This window comes from Flavobacterium sp. GNP001 (assembly GCF_054343775.1).
The window spans coordinates 2,848,762-2,868,434 of record NZ_JBTGUX010000001.1; the positions used below are offsets into that span (position 1 = coordinate 2,848,762).

16 protein-coding genes are annotated in these 19,673 nt (G+C 34.7%); 4 read left to right on the plus strand and 12 right to left on the minus strand.

Going from position 1 to position 19,673, the window contains the following annotated elements:
• The first annotated feature begins 1 nt into the window (after position 1).
• The 3 genes from rnc to pyk all read left to right on the plus strand — a co-directional run bounded on the left by rnc (position 2) and on the right by pyk (position 2,778).
• Positions 2–742 (plus strand): ribonuclease III, encoded by a 741-nt coding sequence (gene rnc / locus ACXX8U_RS12175; RefSeq protein WP_458566069.1) that lies wholly within the window; start codon positions 2–4, stop codon positions 740–742.
• Between the two features lie 114 nt (positions 743–856).
• Positions 857–1,342, plus strand: a complete 486-nt coding sequence (locus ACXX8U_RS12180; RefSeq protein WP_210788120.1) for an IPExxxVDY family protein — start codon at positions 857–859, stop codon at positions 1,340–1,342.
• 5 nt (positions 1,343–1,347) lie between these two features.
• A complete protein-coding gene (gene pyk / locus ACXX8U_RS12185) occupies positions 1,348–2,778 on the plus strand; it encodes a pyruvate kinase (protein ID WP_210788121.1) in 1,431 nt (476 codons plus the stop codon).
• 76 nt (positions 2,779–2,854) lie between these two features.
• Here the strand turns inward: pyk and ACXX8U_RS12190 are convergent, their stop codons facing one another.
• The 3 genes from ACXX8U_RS12190 to ACXX8U_RS12200 form a co-directional block, all read right to left on the minus strand.
• The gene (locus ACXX8U_RS12190) at positions 2,855–3,370 is read right to left on the minus strand and encodes a PAS domain-containing protein (RefSeq protein WP_458566070.1); all 516 of its coding nucleotides are present in this window, start codon (positions 3,368–3,370) and stop codon (positions 2,855–2,857) included.
• A 96-nt stretch (positions 3,371–3,466) separates the two neighbouring features.
• Entirely contained in the window at positions 3,467–4,549 is a 1,083-nt protein-coding gene (dinB, locus tag ACXX8U_RS12195; protein ID WP_458566071.1) for a DNA polymerase IV, read from the minus strand.
• Positions 4,550–4,595: 46 nt separating this feature from the next.
• Positions 4,596–6,683 (minus strand): transporter-like protein, encoded by a 2,088-nt coding sequence (locus ACXX8U_RS12200; RefSeq protein ID WP_458566072.1) that lies wholly within the window; start codon positions 6,681–6,683, stop codon positions 4,596–4,598.
• Positions 6,684–7,004: 321 nt separating this feature from the next.
• On the opposite strand from ACXX8U_RS12200, the gene ACXX8U_RS12205 reads away from it, so the two are divergent.
• On the plus strand, positions 7,005–7,472 hold the full coding sequence (locus tag ACXX8U_RS12205; protein ID WP_458566073.1) for a CYTH domain-containing protein: 468 nt from the start codon (positions 7,005–7,007) through the stop codon (positions 7,470–7,472).
• Here the strand turns inward: ACXX8U_RS12205 and ACXX8U_RS12210 are convergent, their stop codons facing one another.
• The 9 genes from ACXX8U_RS12210 to hppD form a co-directional block, all read right to left on the minus strand.
• On the minus strand, positions 7,473–8,000 hold the full coding sequence (locus ACXX8U_RS12210) for a septal ring lytic transglycosylase RlpA family protein (protein WP_458566074.1): 528 nt from the start codon (positions 7,998–8,000) through the stop codon (positions 7,473–7,475).
• An 83-nt stretch (positions 8,001–8,083) separates the two neighbouring features.
• Complete coding sequence (locus ACXX8U_RS12215) at positions 8,084–8,506, minus strand: hypothetical protein (RefSeq protein WP_458566075.1); 423 nt, start codon at positions 8,504–8,506, stop codon at positions 8,084–8,086.
• A gap of 130 nt (positions 8,507–8,636) precedes the next feature.
• The gene (locus ACXX8U_RS12220; RefSeq protein ID WP_458566076.1) at positions 8,637–9,677 is read right to left on the minus strand and encodes a fasciclin domain-containing protein; all 1,041 of its coding nucleotides are present in this window, start codon (positions 9,675–9,677) and stop codon (positions 8,637–8,639) included.
• 50 nt (positions 9,678–9,727) lie between these two features.
• Complete coding sequence (locus ACXX8U_RS12225) at positions 9,728–13,075, minus strand: TonB-dependent receptor (protein ID WP_458566077.1); 3,348 nt, start codon at positions 13,073–13,075, stop codon at positions 9,728–9,730.
• Between the two features lie 362 nt (positions 13,076–13,437).
• Entirely contained in the window at positions 13,438–15,090 is a 1,653-nt protein-coding gene (gene pgi / locus ACXX8U_RS12230; protein ID WP_458566078.1) for a glucose-6-phosphate isomerase, read from the minus strand.
• Between the two features lie 158 nt (positions 15,091–15,248).
• The gene (locus ACXX8U_RS12235; protein WP_458566079.1) at positions 15,249–16,469 is read right to left on the minus strand and encodes a M23 family metallopeptidase; all 1,221 of its coding nucleotides are present in this window, start codon (positions 16,467–16,469) and stop codon (positions 15,249–15,251) included.
• A gap of 20 nt (positions 16,470–16,489) precedes the next feature.
• A complete protein-coding gene (locus ACXX8U_RS12240) occupies positions 16,490–17,425 on the minus strand; it encodes a tryptophan 2,3-dioxygenase family protein (protein ID WP_458566080.1) in 936 nt (311 codons plus the stop codon).
• Complete coding sequence (locus ACXX8U_RS12245) at positions 17,425–18,195, minus strand: DUF3108 domain-containing protein (RefSeq protein ID WP_458566081.1); 771 nt, start codon at positions 18,193–18,195, stop codon at positions 17,425–17,427. The genes ACXX8U_RS12240 and ACXX8U_RS12245 overlap by 1 nt, the downstream gene beginning before the upstream one ends.
• A 287-nt stretch (positions 18,196–18,482) precedes the next feature.
• Entirely contained in the window at positions 18,483–19,643 is a 1,161-nt protein-coding gene (gene hppD / locus ACXX8U_RS12250; protein WP_458566082.1) for a 4-hydroxyphenylpyruvate dioxygenase, read from the minus strand.
• Positions 19,644–19,673 lie beyond the last annotated feature (30 nt).

Here is a 19,673-nt window from a genome sequence, read left to right on the forward strand (position 1 = left end):
TATGCGCATACTTAGAAAAATATTTTCAAAATCCCGTTCGAAAGAAAACGGGATTTTTTTTAATTCAATTGCCAAAATACTTGGCTTTGACCCCATAAATCTGGATTTTTATTCCAAAGCATTTACACACCGTTCCAGCAACCGCATTGATACCGCAGGAAACCCTGTAAGTTATGAAAGACTGGAATTTCTTGGCGACGCCATGCTTAGCGCGGTTATTGCCGCTCATTTATTCAACGAAGTACCAACAGGTGACGAGGGTTATCTCACCAAAATGCGTTCTAAAATTGTTAGTCGCGAACATCTAAATGAACTAGGCAAAGATTTGAACTTGATACAATTTATCGAAAGTAAAGTACCCGTTCAACATTTTGGCGAAAACATACACGGTAATATCTTTGAGTCGCTTATTGGAGCAATCTATTTAGATAAAGGGTATGATGCATGCGAAAAATTCATTCAAAAAAGAGTAATCGAACCCTACGTTAATATTTCTCGCTTAGAAGGCAAAGTAATAAGCTACAAAAGTTTGATTATTGAATGGTGCCAAAAAGAAAAGAAAACCTTTCACTATGACATCTATGAAGACAATGCAATGGATGGTCAAAGATTGTTTGGTGTGAAACTAAGTATTGATGATAAAGTAATTGCAAAAGCAAGAGCTACCTCTAAAAAGAAAGCAGAAGAAAAAGCATCCCAACGTGCGTATTTTGCATTTCAAGAAAAAATGGATAGAAAATAATAGTAATTTCTACAAAACTATATCGTTTTCGTTCATAAATTAACAAAAACATCTTATTTTGAGGCGTATACACTTCAATAGAAATGGTATATTTACATCTTATTTTTTAACGGAATGGCTATTCATAAACTGAATCTCGGGGAATTTGACGAAATAGATTACTATCTAATTGCAATTCACACTCTAATTGAAGATTATCGTTTGGCCTACTTTATAAATCAAAAACTGCCAATTATTTTAGAAAAAAGCAGCACTGATATCCCGGTAAATAATAAGGAAGGAGAGACTTATTTTTCACGATTTTCTTATTTTGATACCGAAAATGAAGTCAATTGGGAGCTGGTTCAAAACAAAAATGAGGTAAAAAAAATTGCAGAAATCACGACGCAAAACTTATTTTCAAACGTGGCAATGGAAATATCAACTAAAGTATTCCTACTCCCTGAATTTAAAAAAGTCGATTATTTTTTAAAAATAGAAAATAATGAATGCGTTAATATTGCCGACATACAAAGCACATTAAATACAATTGAAAACGTATCAACAGTATACAGTATCGATACGAATCAAATAAAAGCTAAGAACAATTTAATTTTTTAATAAAAATGCTTACGAACAAAAAAACGAAAATTGTAGCCACACTAGGGCCTGCATGTAGTACAAGAGAAATCATCAAAGACATGATTGACGCTGGTGTTAACGTGTTTCGAATTAATTTTTCTCATGCAGACTACGAAGATGTTAAAGAGAGAATACAACTTATTCGTGGATTGAATGAAGAATTTGGGTACACTACTGCTATTTTAGCCGATTTACAAGGTCCTAAGTTGCGCGTAGGAGTTATGGAAGAAGGCGTTGTGGTAAATGATGGTGATTTGATAACTTTTACTACTGCAGAGGATATTTTAGGAACTGCGAAAAAAGTATTCATGAAATACCAAAACTTTCCAAACGATGTAAATCCTGGAGAGCGTATATTATTAGATGATGGAAAACTAATTTTTGAAATTGTTGAGACTGATAAAAAATCAGAAGTTTTAGCAAAAGTTATTCAAGGTGGTGAATTAAAATCTAAAAAAGGAGTGAACCTTCCTAATACAAAGATTTCATTGCCTGCGATGACAGAGAAAGATATTGCAGATGCTATTTTTGCAATTGGTCAAAATGTTGACTGGATTGCTTTATCATTTGTAAAAACACCACGAGATTTACAAGATTTACAGGAACTTATTGCAGAACATTCTGAGTATAAAATTCCGATTGTTGCAAAAATCGAAATGCCTGAGGCGCTAGAAAACATCGATAAAATTGTTGCTTTTTGTGATGCGTTAATGGTAGCACGTGGTGATTTAGGTGTTGAATTACCTGCGCATGAGGTGCCGTTAGTTCAAAAAGAATTGATTCGTAGAGCCAAAACAGCTCGTATTCCGGTTATTGTTGCTACTCAAATGATGGAGACTATGATCACTAGCTTAACGCCAACACGTGCAGAAGTGAATGACGTAGCCAACTCTGTAATGGATGGTGCTGATGCTGTAATGCTTTCTGGAGAAACTGCAGCAGGAAACTATCCCGTGCAAGTTATTCAAAAAATGACGCAAATTATTGAAGCAGTAGAAGATTCTCCGCTAATTCAAGTACCACAAAATACACCACAAATTAAGACTAAGCGTTTTATCACAAAAACTATTTGCCATCACGCTGCGACTATGGCTAACGTAATCAAAGCAAAAGCAATTTGTACCTTAACAAATAGTGGTTACACTGCTTTTCAAATTTCGGCATGGAGACCTAATGCACATATTTTGGTTTTTACCTCTAACAGACGCATTTTAACGCAGCTTAATTTGCTATGGGGAGTTAAATCATTCATGTACGAAAAAGATGTTAGCACTGATGACACCGTTACTGATGTGAATGAAATAGCAAGAGAAAAAGGTTTTGTTGAAAAAGGAGACTTTTTGATTAATCTTGCAGCAATGCCAATTAAAGATAAAGGTATGGTAAACACCTTACGTGTATCTGAAATTGAATAATACAATACCAATAAAAAATCCATCTTTAGACCTAAAGATGGATTTTATTTAAATCTTTCTACCTAGAGAGGTTTTTTTATGCCGCTTTTTCAAATGCAATATAGTGACTCAATTCTCCTTTGATATTAAAAACTGGAAAACCTTTGATTGTACAAGCGTAAATACTGCCGTCCTTTTTGTAATTCATTACCACTTTTTCGAATGATTGTTGGGCTTGTATGGCCAAACGAATTTCTTTTGAGGTAATATGGTTGGTAGCCTCTCCTTGAAATATTTTAGGGCTCTTTCCTAGCACTTCACTCACTTCATAGCCATTCATTTTAACCATATTCTGCGAAGCAAAAACGATTCTTAATTGTGCATCAGTAACAATAACAACCTCCTCTTGTAATTTTTCTTGTAAATCCCAGTCATTAGCAATCCACTTGTTATCCTGTGCAATAGCCCTCAACTTTACACTATCCACAAATATATTTTGCAAATCTTTGCGGTATTCATGGTGAAAATCAAAGGAATAAAGTGGTAGCGTTTTAACGCGCATTGCATTGTAATAGTTGGCAATAGCTGAATCGTACTGATGTAAAGTGCTCATGATCATTTTCATTAGAAAGATCAAATGTATATTTATTTAAAAACATACAATAGGATTAATGCAACTTTAACCATTGTTGAACGACCAATGTGGCACTCAAAAATTGAATTTTAATTGCACTACAACAAATTTTTTCTCTTCGTTATTTAAATTACTAAGCGATATACCTAACAAGCGTACCGAATCTTTGAGGCGTTCCTGATACAGCAGTTCTTTTACATTTTCAATTAACAATGCTTTGTCAGCTATAAAGTAAGGCAAAGTTTTACTGCGGGTTTGCTGCGTAAAATCACTGTATTTAATTTTTAAAGTAATTGTTTTACCTGCTAAACTGTGTTTTCTGAGTCTTTTCTCTAAAGAGTTTGCGATGATTTCCAATTGTTCCATCATAAAAATCTCCGAGGAAAGATTGACATCGAAAGTATGCTCTGCAGCAACTGATTTTGTAATGCGATGTGATTTTACTTCACTATTGTGAATACCACGTACTACGTCATAATAAAAGTGACCGGCTTTACCGAAATGTTTTTCTAAAAATTCTAAAGATTTACTTTTTAATTCCCGTCCCGTAAAGATCCCTAATTGATACATCTTTTCGGTGGTTACCTTGCCCACCCCATAAAATTTACGAATAGGAAGCTCTTCTAGAAACAAAATTACTTCGTCAGGATTAACCGTTTTTTGGCCGTTTGGCTTATTGTAATCACTGGCAATTTTCGCAACAAATTTATTAATTGATATACCCGCAGATGCTGTAAGACCAACTTCTTTAAAAATTCGCTCTCGAATTTCTTGGGCCAGCAAACTAGCACTAGGATTGCCTTTTTTATTATGAGTCACATCAAGATAAGCTTCGTCTAATGACAAGGGCTCTACCAAATCTGTATACTCATAAAATATTTTCTGAATCTTACCCGAAATCTCTCGATAACGATCAAATCGCGGGCGTACAAACACTAAATCAGGACACTTTTTTTTGGCCAAAACGCCACTAATAGCGCTTCGTACACCAAACTTTCTGGCCTCATAACTTGCAGCCGCAACCACGCCACGATTTTCTGAACCACCAACGGCAATAGGCTTTCCTTGTAACTCCGGATTATCCATTTGCTCTACAGAGGCATAAAAAGCATCCATATCTACATGTATAATTTTTCGGTATGAAACAATTTCACTCATAGTGGCTATTTGTTGACGTGTTGCCCGTTAGCGTTCTAGGAAAAGATTAGTGTTTTTTAGATTCATCAGTATCCAAGTAATTTTCAATTACGGCAGATTTAGTTTTAATTTCGGTAGGAAAGAAAAAACTAAAGGGATTGGATTTAAAATGTCTCCAGATGGAAATGGTTACAAAACGCAATTCGAATACAGAAATTGCTCTTGATCGAAATGCTAGTCCGAGGGACAAACTAAAACTAACCATAAAATTAACCAAACCAATAATACCGATACCAAAAATCCCCCAAATCAATAAATCTGTTGGAACTTCGTAATTAGCTCCATACATGGCTAGCGCCAAATTACCACTACCAAAAGTAATGTGTCTAATGTCGATATTAAGCCCCAAAAATAAACCTATCGAGGCCGTACTACCCATGAATACACCAAACCAAAAATTAGATACAATTCCTGCCCATTTTTTTTCATACAAGTGCGCAAATCGAGTGGTTTTTTTCTTCCCGAAATACCTTTTTAAAACGGGATGTTCACTTATTCTAAAATACACTTGATTGTGTTTGTCTCTATTGGCGACACTTCCCGAAATAATCCCAGATAAAAACAGAAAAACACCTGCAATTGCAGCATGAACAATTGCTAGTGAATGTACCGGACTCAAATCGATAACCAAGGTTTTCCATTTAGTTGCTGCAATATTGTAGTCCAAATAATAATCAATAAGCCAAATTCCTAAAAGAGAAACAGGAAAAGCCATAATCACGTTGCCAACAAAGGCAATAAATTGCGAGCGAAATACTCGAGCAAACAATATCGCAAACGCTTTGTATTTTTCAGTATCCCTGCCTTTCTTCAAAGCTCCGTCTTCAAGCGCTTTAATAAGAGCCGCAGCAGTCATAGCAGGCTGCTTAGTGGCCAAGGTAAAACCTAATAAATAAATAGTGATAAATCCAAAAGCATAGTTCATGCTATACAAAAACGCATGACCAAAATAACTAGTTTCTACTTTTGACAACAACACTTTTATAATACATAAAACACCAACAATAAAACCACCACCAACAGCAGTTCGGAACATTTTATAGTATTCTTTTCGGCTTTCGGTAATGTAATGTTCTCCTGTTTTAGCAGTATGCTGTGTTATTTCATAGGACAGTAGTTGCGTACTTTCGGCAATAAATTTTCGAACGTTGTTTTTATAACAATTGTACTTTATGAGTTGAAGCACGAGACTAATTCCGTTGGCTTTTTTGTGTTTCTCATCGTCAACAACCAAAAGAGAAATCAAAAATTTAAGTCGCACTAATTGCTGTCTGATTTTTAATAAATTTTGATTGACACGAAGCGAAATTCCATATTTAGAACTATTGTTAAAAGCGATATCTACAAAATCTTCGCACTGCTTATACAAAACAAGTAATTGTGCGTATGATAAATCGTCAGTAGTTATGTAATGATTTTTAGACTCTTTAATCCGATCTTCGATTAGGAACAACTCCTTTTCGAAAGCAGAAAAAGGACTCTCTAAATTTTCGAATTCAGGTACCATTTTAATCACATCGGTTTCCATTGCTCGCCCACTGATACGTTGGGTCAGCAAATGCATGGCTACTAGCAATTCACTTAAAACTGAATTGGACTCAACATCGTCATAAATAGATGTAAATTTCAGCAAATCACTCAATTCTTGCAATTGTTGCATCGGGATTTTTGAAATCCAAATTCCATCATTAGCAAGATAAAAAACTTGATTAAAAATATATTCAAGTGTATCTTTTTGTGGTTGATAAGGTAAAAATTTAGCGAAAATCCGTTTTTTAACTTCAAAAAAGAAATCGGCATCTTGTAAAATTGCAGCATCAGCTAAAATTTTATTGAATTTTTTATTTGCAAAAATTTCATCTAAATAGATGGAAAACTGCTTACGACAAGCAAAATTATTTTGCAAAAAAACAATGACTTCTGTGATATCTACCGTTTGAATATTTTGGGTCGATTTTGGTCTAATTAAACCTATGAGCTCTACCAAAGGTTGTAAGGGATCATTTGTTTCCCGCCACGATTGTGCCACACCAAAGAACTCGGTCAAAATATTTGCTATTGTTGGATGCGCATTTGTTTTGGAAAATAATTTCATGGTGTAAATCAGTTTCTGTAAAAATACAAATCGAGGGCCAATTTATGGCGCAATTATTCTATTTTTAAAAACATCTATTTTTAAAAGGTACTATCAAAACTTTGATATTGACAAGGAATGAATATAGCACTTGCAAAAACAAAACTCCTATATTTGCAACGCAACCTAGCCCAGATAGAAGTGAAAATTTACAAGGGCGCAAATTGTATTTTTCTAGCAAAAAAGAGCGACCCAAGAAGCTCCTTTTTTGTAATAGAAAAAAAATTTGAGCGGTCGTAAATTGAAACGAATAGCTGGAAAAAGCTCCAAAAGACAAAAAAAATGATTGAAATTGAAAGAAAGTTTTTAGTAAAGAACGATACTTTTATTGAGCAAGCATCGACTAAAAAGTACATATCCCAAGGGTATTTGAATTCAGATCCGCTGCGAACAGTGCGGGTGCGAACCAAAGGCGATCAAGCTTTTTTGACCATAAAGGGACAAAGTAGCGCTAGCGGACTGTCACGTTTTGAATGGGAAAAAGAAATAGCAGTTGATGAGGCTAAAGCCTTACTGTCACTGTGCGAAAGTGGAATTATAGAAAAAACACGCTATGAAATCTATTTTGAAAAACATACGTTTGAAGTAGATGTTTTTCATGGCCTAAACGATGGATTGATTATTGCCGAAATTGAACTCGAAACGGAGATGGAAACATTTACAATACCAGATTGGCTGGGTATTGAAGTAACAAGAGATAAGCGCTATTACAATTCGTATTTGAGTCAGCTACCTTTTAGCACTTGGTAATTATTCATTGAGCACCTCAATGGTTACTAACATACCGCCACTTGCTTTATTAGAAGCAATTTCCATAAAAGCTCTTTTGGTAAGATCAATTTCTCTTGAACGCACAAATGGACCACGATCTAATATTTCAACAACTACCGACTTTCCGTTTTTTTCATTGGTAATACGCACTTTGGTACCAAAAGGAAGTTTTTTGTGTGCAGCCGTGTACTTATTATTATCAAATTTTTTACCGCTAGTGGTTCGTCTGCCGTTGAATTTGTCTGCATAGTAAGAAGCGTGAACTTGCTTTTTGTAAGGTTTAAAAACACCCGAATAAACCAAAGCGCTATCAGCAGTTTTTTCTGGAATGACTGTCGCTCCTTTAATTTTTTTAACTGTATCCTTTTCAATAGCTAATTTCGCAGCAATGTTTTTATCTAAAGTAGACTTTTGATTTATTTTACTTTGTCTATCTGCGGCGTTAGTTTGACCACTTACCTGAAACAAAACTGCGATACTAAATAATAAAGTAAATGCTATTTTCATATGTATTTTATTAGTTCAACTCTATTTTACAAAAACCATACCTAGAAAAAAAAGCTCTATTTCTAGAGCTTTCTATAGGTTAATTACAACCATAAATTCCAAGGTATTCTACTTAAAATAAGAAGTAAACCTATACCGTAGAATATTGAAAATGTTTTGAATTTACTTTCAGATGATGCTAAATTTTTATGTTTAGACCAACCAACTGTAATAAGAGCAATGGCAATGATGTTAATTAATGGATGCTCCAATGATGTTAGGCGTAATCCTTTATCTGACATTTGCCCTAAAGAATCTAAACCTAGAGGTGAAACAAAATACAGAACGAGTCCTACTAAAAGTTGAATATGGATAGCGATTAAAGCAAATAAAGCAATTTTTCTATCTTTAGACGTGAATTCTTTACCTGAAAATTTACCGATTAAAGCATTTACTACTGCCACTACTAAAATTAAAAGTGCTAAATAAGCCCAACCAGAATGAAATTTTTGAATGAATTGATACATAAATATTGATTTTGTTTAAAACAAATATAATAAAAAAAAGGTGTAAAATCTAAACTACAGAAAGACAATAAAACAAAAAAAAGGCTGTCTAAATTAAATTAGACAGCCTTTTTTAGAACAAATCTGTTTCTTATTGAAATGGTTGTAATACTTTATCAATTACCTGAATTACGCCATTAGAACCTTGAATATTGGTTACTTTAATTGTACCATTAGTAGTACCTACAACATCTTTTATTTTAACTGTACCCAATAAAATTGAAAACCTATTAGGAGTAAACAAAGTTGCCACTGACACATCAGCAGTTGCTGTACTATTTGTAAAAGAAGTTGCTGAACTTGCAGTTCTATTTCCATTCTCCAAATGATATCTTAAAATATTTGTTACTTGAGCATCAGTTTTACCTACTAAGTATCCACCTGTAGCAGTTGCAGCTGTAAATGCAGCATTATCTGGCGCATAAACAGATACAGCAGCAGTACCGGTAGCAGCATTAAGTGTTGCTAAAACAGAAGCTTGAGAAGGGGAAGTAACAACGGCTAATAACGAAGATAAATTTGGATTAGATTTAATTTGATCAATTATAGTTGGCAATTTTAAAACGGCGTCAATACTGTGTAATACACCATTATTACCTACAGCAAGATCAGCAGTTACAACCTTTGCACCACCATTACTTACTCCTCCGTTCAATATTACATCATTTCCAGATTTACTAACATACAAGTTTAAGTTTGCACCTGATGTAGCAGTTGAAGAAGTTTTGATAAATCCAAAAGTTTTGAAGTAACCACCTGCAACTAAATCATTCGCTCTTGTTCCTAAACCAATTACATGGTTCTGCAAAATTAATCTTAGGTTGGCGATTGCCGTGTTGTCCGCTGGAGCAGTTAAAGCATTAATACTTGCACTTGAATAACCCGCAGCTGTAAAAGCAGCATTTGTTGGAGCAAAAACAGTATATGATCCTGCGCTACTTAAAGTAGTTTCTAAACCCGTTTTTCTTAAAGCATCAACTAAGATACTGAAATTTGCAGGGTCTGCTTTAGCTATTTCAACGATCGATTTTAAAGGAGTTACCTCTTTTGGCTCATCAGTCGAGCATGAGAATGTCACAAAAGCAACAGCTAACATAGTTACGAAAGACAAAATTTGATTTTTTATTTTCATGATTTTTTTATTTAATGTTTGTGTACTGCGTTATTTAAATTATTTTTTTCTTAATTACCAAAAGTATATCTTAGCGTAAATTGTGCTTGCCAAACATCAGATACAGATGCATTTTTTTGGAAAGTATCTTTTGCTAAAAATCTTCTACCTTGATTATCTGTTTGGAAAGCCATTTGGTAACCTGGGATAAAGTTGTTTGTACTACTAGGAGCTTGATTTACAACCAAAATATTGGTGTTTGTTGCTCTCTGTGAAACACCCCATGAACGGTTTACTAAATTAGTAAAGTTTAAGATATCTGCTCTAAATTGAAAACTATTCTTTTTACCTCCAATGTTAAGAGAAAAATCTTGGGTTACAGATAAATCCACTCTGTGTAGCATTGGCAATAAGTTTTCATTTCTATCTACATATTGACCTCTTTTTTTAGATAAATAAGGATCTTGATCTATAAACTTATCAAAAGCTTCCATTTGCTGAGCTTCTGAATATAAAACGATTGTAGAACCACCAAGGTTTTGTGTAATTGGAACAAAACGTAAATCACTAGCTTTATTAGGAACAAAAAGTAAGTCGTTTCCGTTGATACGATCACCGTTTAAGTCTCCACCATATACGTATGAGAAAGAACTTGATTGCTCACCGATGTAACCTAAGTTAATTGACGTTGCCGCTCCTAACTTATTTCCATATTGAATTTTGTAACCCAATATACCTACCATTCTATGAGGAGTGTTGTTATTAGACAATCCTAGCTTTTGGTCATTATTACCATTGATAGATCTAACACCATTCCAGCTACCTGATGCTGTAGAACCTGGAGATAATAAGTCATTAGCTTGAGAGTGCGTATAAGCAAAAGAACCCCACAATCCTTTTTTATAAGGATACTCTAATTTAATTGTAGTTGAGTAAAAATATCCTTTATCAGTGTTACTTAAAAGTATACCATTAATAACATTGTTGTTTATTCTAACACCGTTATCATTTCCAGCAAACAATGGTCTATTATCAGGACCATTAATTGTTCCCACTGCATTTTCAAAATTCACATTAGAATATGCTGTCTCATTTATGTTTTTACTGAAAATACCTTCAATTGTTCCTGTAAATCCAAATGGTAATTTTTGGTCTACTGCAATTGTTGTTTTCCAAACTTGTGGAAACTTGTAGTTTTTATCAGTGAATGCTAAATCAATAGTACTTGGTAAAGTTGGTGTACTTGGTGTAAAATATTGACTTGGGTTAACAGTAAATCCGTATCCTCCAGAACCAACATTGGCATCACTTGCGTCTACTAGACCGGTAAGAATACCGTTATTTCCTATTGCGTTAGAAAGAAACACTAATGGAGGTCTTCCTGAGAACAATCCAGAACCACCACGAACAATTGTTTTTGCATCACCAGTAACATCTAGATTGAAACCTACTCTTGGCTCAAACAAATACTGAGTATCTGGCATATCACCTGTATTGAATTTAGCACCGTTTGCAAAAGTCAAACCTGAAACTAAAGGGTTTTCTAGTGCTGTATCTTTAAACGAAACTCTTGTTCCTCTAATACCCACAGTAACTCTTAATTGGTCACTAACTTTAAAATCATCTTGGAAATATAAATCTATTTTATCAGATTTTAATACTTGCAAAGGCTCAGCACCTCCAGCTAAAGCTGAATATCTGTATTGCGTTCTTACTGGTAAATTGTTTACTGAAGGCGCACCATTTAAAGCGATAGACTCATTTGCTGCACTATAAAACTCATCTAAAGAGTTGAAGATAAATACTCCATTTGAACCAGAGAAGAACAAGTTGCTTGATTCAAAATGCTCATAATTTGCACCAAATAATAACGAATGCTTTCCAACTGTTTTTGTTAAATTATTCGTGAAGTGCAAAGTAGAATAATTAAGTTTATTTCCTTGTGTAAATGGATCTAGACCAGCAGAAATAAAATTCAAATTACCCACTGTACCTGCATTACCACCTGAAGGTGCAGTACCGTTTTTAATATCAATAGTTGGAAACAAACCTCCACCAATTAAACCTCTATCTTCAATTTGTTTGTCATAACCTCCAATGAAGTTATTATTCCATGAATTAGATAATTTACTATCTAATTGCACTACTATAGATCTAGTGTTATCTAAAATTGTATAACCACTATTTCTATATGACATTGAGTTAACATTTGTTCTTCTGTTACCAAATCCTAATGAATTAGAATTAGAAGTTAATTCGTCAGAGGAAGAGTCATGATGCACATATCTAACAGAAAACTTATTATTATCATTGATATTCCAGTCAATTTTTGCTAGGAATTTTTTTGATATTCTTTCTGCATCGTAGTTCTCCCAAGGACCTGTAGTGTAATTAAATTTCTCTTGTAGAAAAGTTGAAAGTGCCTGCATTTGTTGAAAAGTAGGAGCAGATACTTGTCCACTTGGTTGTGGAGACCCTGTTGCTGTCCATGTAGTTGCTGGGCTTAAATTGTTGATTGTTTCAAAATTTCCAAAGAAAAACAATTTGTCTTTAATGATCGGAGCTCCAATTCTAGCACCCAAAATATTTTCTTCGAATTTAGCAGGTACAATTCTAATTTGACCAGCTTTAGTACCTACAAATTCTTTTTTGTTACTTCTTGTTGATGTGTAAACAGATCCTTCTATTTCGTTGGTACCACTTCTTGTTACACCATTTATTCCTGTTCCTGTAAATCCAGATTGACGAACGTCAAATGGAGCTACACTTACTTGCAACTGTTCAATTGCATCTAATGAAATAGCTGTCGAACCTGTTCTACCTCCTGCTTGCGCATCAGATCCAAGTCCAAAACCGTTGTTAAAAACAGATCCATCAATAGTAAAATTATTCAATCTTGAATCTTGTCCTCCAAAAGAACCTCCACCACCTGCGTTTGCGTTGTATTTGGTTATCGAATTGATCGATCTTGCTCCAGTTACAGGTATCGCTGTCAATTCTCTGTTAGAAAATTGTTGTGAAGCACCAGTTTTACCTTTATTAAAAGCTCCATTCGATTTATTCGAAACTACTACAACCTCTTTAAGCGTGTTAGAAGCTTCCTGAACAACTACATTTACACTTATGTTGCTTCCCAAAGGAGCATTAATTTCTGTAATCTCTGATGTTTTATACCCTATATAGGTAACAGTCAAAGTGTAAGGACCTCCTGGTCTCAAACCTTGTACTGAGTAACCACCATCAAAATCAGTTGTAGAAAAATACTTTGAGCCTGTAGGTTTGTGAACAACCATAACAGAGGCTCCGGGTAAAGCCTCACCAGTATTTGACTTAACCGTTCCAGACATAGCCGAGGTAGTAACCTGAGCATGACCAAGAGCCGATAGGAAAATAATCAAAATAAAAATAATTCTTTTCATTTTTGCTTTTTTGTTTAGTTTAAAAATATTTGGCAAAATTATAACATTTTTAGTTTATTAAGTTAACACAAGGTTAAGAAAGCTAATTTGGAAAAATTAAAAATTGAAGTAATAATTAATTTTAAACTATAACAATTAAATTTTTAAAAATATTCTCAATAAAAAATACAAATTGATGAATTAAATGCAAATATTAAGGAATAAAATAAGGAGAAAAAATGCGATTTTTTAGTTAAATACATTTAAAAAAGAGGCTATTAACCATAAAAAAGCCTCAATAAATATTTTATTGAGGCTTTTGTTATTTGTAATTGGTTCAAAACAAGAATGTTTTCAAGCAAATTGATGAATCATATTTTGATTTATTTGTTTTTTAAAAAATATTCAAGCAAAAACGTTGTAGAGCTATCATGTGTGTTAACAGACTTGCTCTCAATTTCATTTAATATAGAATTTGCTAACTGTTTCCCTAATTCAACTCCCCATTGATCAAAGCTAAAAATATTCCAAATTACGCCTTGAACGAAAATTTTATGCTCGTACATCGCAATCAATGAACCAAGAGAGGAAGCTGTTAATTTTTGAATCAAGATCGTATTGGTCGGTTTATTACCTTCAAAAACTTTAAAAGCTCGCAACTCATTTGCTTTGGCTTCGCTTAATCCTTGTTTGTCGAATTCAACTTGAACTTGCTCAGCCGTTTTTCCGTGTAGCAATGCCTCTGTTTGTGCAAAGAAATTAGACATTAACTTATCATGATGATTATCGTCGCCATGTAGAGAAGAAACATATCCAATGAAATCTGCTGGAATCAATTTTGTCCCTTGATGAATTAATTGAAAAAAGGCATGTTGTGAATTGGTACCCGGCTCTCCCCAAATAATGGTTCCGGTTTGATAGTTTACTTTATGACCATCGCGACCAACACTTTTACCATTACTTTCCATGGTACCTTGTTGCAAGTATGGTGCTAATTTTTGCAAATACTGTGTATAAGGAATAAGCGCTTCGCTTTCGGCACCAAAAAAATTATTGTACCATACACTTAACAATGCTAAAACTACTGGAATGTTAGCATCAAACTCGGTGGTTTTAAAATGCTCATCCATTGCATTCGCGCCAGATAACAGTTGCTCGAAATTAGCATATCCCACAGATAGACTGATAGACAAACCAACTGCACTCCATAATGAAAAACGACCACCAACCCAGTCCCACATTGGGAAAACTACATCGGGATTAATACCAAAGGCAGTAACTTTTTCGATATTTGTTGAAACCGCCACAAAATGTTTGGCAATATCCGCCTGACTTGTACCAAACTCTTCGGACAAAAACCACTTTTTAATAGTTTCTGAATTTGTTAAAGTTTCTTGTGTGGTAAAAGTTTTTGATACAATTACAAAAAGTGTGGTTTCCGGATTTAGTTTTTTAATTACTTCTTGAACATGATCACCATCTATGTTAGAAACAAAATGTACATTCAAATGATTTTTGTAATACGCAAGCGCCTCGACCACCATTGCTGGCCCTAAATCAGATCCACCAATTCCGATATTGACAACATCAGTAAACGGTTTACCCGTGTATCCTTTGCGCGCTCCAGAAGTAACTTCATTCGTAAAAGACTCTATTTTAGCTTTAACCTCATTAACCTCTGGCATTACATTTACACCATCAACCATAACGGTAGCATTTGCAGGAGCACGCAAAGCAGTATGCAATACGGCTCTATTTTCAGTTTGATTGATAATTGCTCCTCCAAAGTATTCCCCAATAGCTTCTTTTAAACCAACTTGATTGGCTAATTCAAGTAATAAGGAAAGCGTTTCGTTAGTAATGATGTTCTTAGAAAAGTCTAACAAGAAATCATTCCATTGCAAGTTAAACTGAGCTGTTCTGGTTGCATCTTGTTGAAATAAATCTTGCATTTTTGCTCCTTTCATTGTTTGAAAGTGCATTTCTAGTTGTTTCCAAGCAGCAGTAGCCGTTGGATTTATTGTATGTAAAGCCATTGAATTGGTATTTGTAGTAAAATTAAAAGTGCTGCAAAAATACTTAAAAATGTTGGAAACGTTTCTACCGCCATCAGGATATAACAATTTGAGGCGAAAAACTGTATTTTATAAAAAATCAAACAGTATTTAAAATCAGATCCTAAGAAAACCGCAAATTACAAATTTGCAATGCTATCCAATTCAAATTTAAGCGGTGTAATTTGCTTCATGAATCGATCTTTATTAGCACCTGACATCGGCTCGCCCGAAGGTAATTTTAATCGAAGCGCATCGACCTGTACCCCATTTTTCCAGAAACGATAACAAACATGCGGTCCGGTAGCTAAACCTGTACTACCAACCAATCCAATCACTTGACCTTGGGTAACACGTTGCCCGCGGCGAACTAAAATTTTAGACATGTGCAAATACTGCGTAGAATAGGTTCCGTTGTGTTTTACCTTAACAAAATTACCGTTGCCTGCTGTATAACCGCTTTGTTCTACCACACCTCCGGCAGTAGTAGTTATGGGCGTGCCGCGTGGTGCTGCATAATCAGTTCCTTTATGTGCTTTCCAGCGGTGCTGTACCGGATGGAATCTGCTGGATGAAAATCGAGAAGAAATACGACTGAATTTAATAGGCGACTTTAAAAAGAAATTCTTGAGTGTTTTACCTTGTTCATCGTAATACTCTACTTTATCACTATTGGAATTGGGTTCAAAAGCGAATGCATAAATTATTTTGCCTCGGTATTCAAAGAAAGAAGCTTCTAACTCTTCGACACCGTCATAAATAGAGTCATTGATATACCGCTCAGTAAACGTCAACGCAAAGCGATCGCCTTTTTTCAATTTCATAAAATCGATAGAATAGGCGTAAATTTTAGCGATTTTACTAGCCAGCGCGCCTTCAATTTTTTCGTTACCCAAAGTTTCCGATAATGATTCTTTCAAAACACCACCGATACTGCGTCGTTTAATAGTAACCGGTTTTATTTTTTTATAAACAGCAATGGCAGTATCTCTAAAATCAACAACGTAGTAACTCAAATTATCGGGTTGATAGATAAAAACCTGAAGGTCGTTTTTTTTGTTTTTAGATCGTAGCAAAGTAAACGGTTTGTTAACGCGAATAGAACGCACATCAAAACTATCTTTTACTTTAGCGATGATATCATATACTTGTCGGTCGCCAATATTTTGAGACTCTAATAAAGTACCAAAAGTATCTCCTTTTTGAATCGTGTCATGTACCACATTAAAATCAGCGTACACAAAACCGAACTCTCCCTTTTTTGGAACAATTATTACTTTTTTTTCTTCGTTTACTTCTTCTGATTGTTTACAAGAAACCATTGTAAACACCACTAATAGCATTATAAAAATTTGTTTCAAACCTTCTTTTTTAATTCAACCTAAGCTTCCACTCCCCAATTGGCTAATTCATCATCAGTCCACAACTCTGGGAAAAAAATTCTCCTTTGGTATTTAGGATGCATGTATTTTTTCCAATCACTACCACCTGTTGCTTCACCGTCTCCTTGCCCACTTTGGTCAATATATTTCTTTGCAGTATCTAGGTGCTGCATTACCCATGTGATGTTTACCGTATGATCATAATGACGCATGGCTTGCACTAATTTGTCATTCTTTTGATCTTCAATAGGCAACTGTTTGAATTTTTGCCAAATGTTAATCGTATTGTATTCTTCCATGTGAGCCAAAAAGTCTTTTTTGTACTTTCTCTCAAATTCTTCTAATAAATAGGATTTTTTACCGGTATGATAATCTTTTCCAGCAGCTTGCCAATACAAATGTTCTAACGCAAATTCATACGATGTATTACGATCAATTGATTCACGATAACGGGCATCAATCAAATTTATCAAATCAGTAGATGCAAATTCAATCATTCGGTATTGCGCACTTTGAAAACCACTGGCGGGTGTAAGTGTGTTTCTGAACTTCATGTATTGATCAACCTCCATTCCGTTACCCATAATATCAAATGAAGTGGTAAGCATGTCAAAATAACGACTTACCCTACTCAATCTTTCGGTAAAAAAAGCAGTCGAAATATTGTCTTGATACGCTATTTGTTTGATTTCCCAAAGAATCATTTTAAACAAAAGTTCGTTGACCTGGTGGTACATGATAAATACCATTTCGTCTGGCAAAACGGTACGTTGCACTTGTAAATTCAGTAAGGCATCGGTTTGAATGTAATCCCAATACGTTATGGGTTTAGACCACAACAAACCTTCGAGGTGCGTTTCTGTTTTTTGATTTATAGCTTCGTATTTGCGGTCAATTGCTGATAAAATTGATTCTGATTGATCGGTATTGTTCATTATTTTTTTGTTTTAAAAGCTCCTTTCAAGCCTTTGTATGCGTCTAAATCTGCTTTGATGGAACCTACTGCAAGACTAGCTTTTACCCTAAGTGGTAATTTATTATCATCGTCTGAAATCCAAACTGTAACACTTTCTTGCTCTTTAAACACACGGCCAGATTGCACGAGCGGTCTAAAAATCATGGCAGGCACGACGCCAAATTTAGTATTTATATTTTCTCGACCAATGAACTTTAGCCTGAATTTAGTAGTTTCATCATCAAAAAACATATCGACTGCGATAGACTCGCCTACATTTAACTTATCAATATTAGGATGATTCCTTAAATAGTAAAAGGTAGATAAAATGTCCTGTGTGTTTTTGGGAATGCTAAAGGATTTTTCAGTCTTATTTTTATAGTCTTTAACCGTAACCTTGTTAGCGTTTTGATTGATAAAACCTTCTTGGTTTTTAGTGTAACCACCCTCGTTTATTTTTCGAACAAATTGGTACGGATTGCGGGTTTCTTTGTCAATGTAAGTTTCATATAAGTCATCGACTTTAAAGAAAAAGCGAGACATTCCTACCGTATAGCCCTTACCTATAATATGATGTGTTTTTTTGGAGTTGAGCGAAGCGTCTTTTACTTCGAGTGTAGCGTATCCGGCATTTACAAATCCGTAATGGATTCTTAATTTAAACCATTCGCCAGTGGTGTAGGCATCTTCTTGAGGTGTATCAAAACTTAAAGACAGTAGCAGTACAAGGATTAGTATTAGTTTTTTCATTACTTGATGTATCGTTTAGAACTGCTTGTGCAAATTTTATTCCAAATATATCAAAACAAAAAAACTCAGCCAATAAAGACTGAGTTTTTATGCTATTAACTAACCAAAAAACTATAAACTATGAAATTTATATCAACTCGGAAGGAAACCACCCCTTCCGTTTTGCGAGTGCAAAGGTAGCTAACAAATCCAGTTATTTTGGCTAAAAATAAAGTTTAACACATCATCAATAAAGAATAGTGTTTAAAGTTGCTTATTTTTTTGCATAATGTAAAAAAAAGCAACTTTTATAGCGTTCCTCGCAATTGCTGTTCGCGTTCAATTGACTCAAAAAGGGCTTTGAAGTTACCTGCACCGAAGCCTTTTGCTCCCATTCGTTGAATTATCTCAAAAAATAAGGTTGGTCGGTCTTGAACCGGTTTGGTAAAAATTTGCAACAAATACCCATCTTCATCGGCATCAACCATGATGGCTAATTTTTCGATTTCATTGATGTCTTCTTTCATCATTCCCATGTGAGCGCCTAAACGTTCTGGAATTGCTTCATAATAAGTATGTGGCGGCGCTGATAAAAACTCAACACCTCTTGCTTTTAATTGGCTTACGGTTTTAATGATATCATCTGTAGCAATAGCGATGTGCTGAATTCCTGGCCCGCCGTAAAAATCTAAGTATTCTTCAATTTGAGATTTCTTTTTTCCTTCGGCAGGTTCGTTGATTGGGAATTTAATACGTCCGTTTCCATTAGACATTACTTTACTCATCAATGCTGAATATTCGGTATTGATTTGTTTGTCATCAAAAGAAAGGAAGTTCACAAATCCCATTACTTCTTCGTAGAACTTTACCCAAGTATTCATTTCGTTCCAACCTACATTTCCAACCATGTGATCAATGTATTTTAAACCGGTTGGCTCCGGGTTATAATCCGATTTCCACTCTTTATAACCTGGTAAAAATACACCGTTGTAATTTTTACGCTCCACAAAAATATGTACGGTTTCACCGTAAGTATAAATTCCAGAACGTACTACTTGACCAAACTCATCTTCTTCCACAGTTGGTTCCATAAAAGAGCGCGCACCACGTTTCATGGTTTCTTCGTAAGCACTTGTCGCATCTTCAACCCAAAGCGCTGCTACTTTTACACCATCGCCATGTTTTTTTAAATGATCATGTAAAGGTGAATCCTGCGTTAATGGCGTAGTTAACACAATTCGGATTTTATCTTGTTTTAAAACGTAGGATGTTCTGTCTTTTACTCCTGTTTCAAGACCGGCATAAGCCAATGATTGGTAGCCAAATGCTGTTTTGTAATAATGTGCCGATTGCTTGGCGTTACCTACATAAAACTCTACATAATCGGTTCCTAAAAGTGGTAAGAAATCTTGCGCTCCTTCGAATATTTTTTCTAGTCCGTACTCTACTGATTTTACTTCTTTTGACATGATTTATTTGTTTTTGAATTCTTTTCTAGA

Excerpts from the sequence above, each read along its gene's own strand:
- rnc (WP_458566069.1), top strand. The coding sequence starts at position 2 with ATGCGCATACTTAGAAAAATATTTTCAAAATCCCGTTCGAAAGAAAAC.
- ACXX8U_RS12245 (WP_458566081.1), bottom strand. The coding sequence starts at position 18,195 with ATGAAAAAACTAATACTAATCCTTGTACTGCTACTGTCTTTAAGTTTT.
- ACXX8U_RS12200 (WP_458566072.1), bottom strand. The coding sequence starts at position 6,683 with ATGAAATTATTTTCCAAAACAAATGCGCATCCAACAATAGCAAATATT.
- ACXX8U_RS12210 (WP_458566074.1), bottom strand. The coding sequence starts at position 8,000 with ATGAAAATAGCATTTACTTTATTATTTAGTATCGCAGTTTTGTTTCAG.
- dinB (WP_458566071.1), bottom strand. The coding sequence starts at position 4,549 with ATGAGTGAAATTGTTTCATACCGAAAAATTATACATGTAGATATGGAT.
- ACXX8U_RS12180 (WP_210788120.1), top strand. The coding sequence starts at position 857 with ATGGCTATTCATAAACTGAATCTCGGGGAATTTGACGAAATAGATTAC.
- ACXX8U_RS12215 (WP_458566075.1), bottom strand. The coding sequence starts at position 8,506 with ATGTATCAATTCATTCAAAAATTTCATTCTGGTTGGGCTTATTTAGCA.
- ACXX8U_RS12240 (WP_458566080.1), bottom strand. The coding sequence starts at position 17,425 with ATGAACAATACCGATCAATCAGAATCAATTTTATCAGCAATTGACCGC.
- pgi (WP_458566078.1), bottom strand. The coding sequence starts at position 15,090 with ATGGCTTTACATACAATAAATCCAACGGCTACTGCTGCTTGGAAACAA.
- pyk (WP_210788121.1), top strand. The coding sequence starts at position 1,348 with ATGCTTACGAACAAAAAAACGAAAATTGTAGCCACACTAGGGCCTGCA.
- ACXX8U_RS12190 (WP_458566070.1), bottom strand. The coding sequence starts at position 3,370 with ATGAGCACTTTACATCAGTACGATTCAGCTATTGCCAACTATTACAAT.
- ACXX8U_RS12220 (WP_458566076.1), bottom strand. The coding sequence starts at position 9,677 with ATGAAAATAAAAAATCAAATTTTGTCTTTCGTAACTATGTTAGCTGTT.
- ACXX8U_RS12205 (WP_458566073.1), top strand. The coding sequence starts at position 7,005 with ATGATTGAAATTGAAAGAAAGTTTTTAGTAAAGAACGATACTTTTATT.
- hppD (WP_458566082.1), bottom strand. The coding sequence starts at position 19,643 with ATGTCAAAAGAAGTAAAATCAGTAGAGTACGGACTAGAAAAAATATTC.
- ACXX8U_RS12225 (WP_458566077.1), bottom strand. The coding sequence starts at position 13,075 with ATGAAAAGAATTATTTTTATTTTGATTATTTTCCTATCGGCTCTTGGT.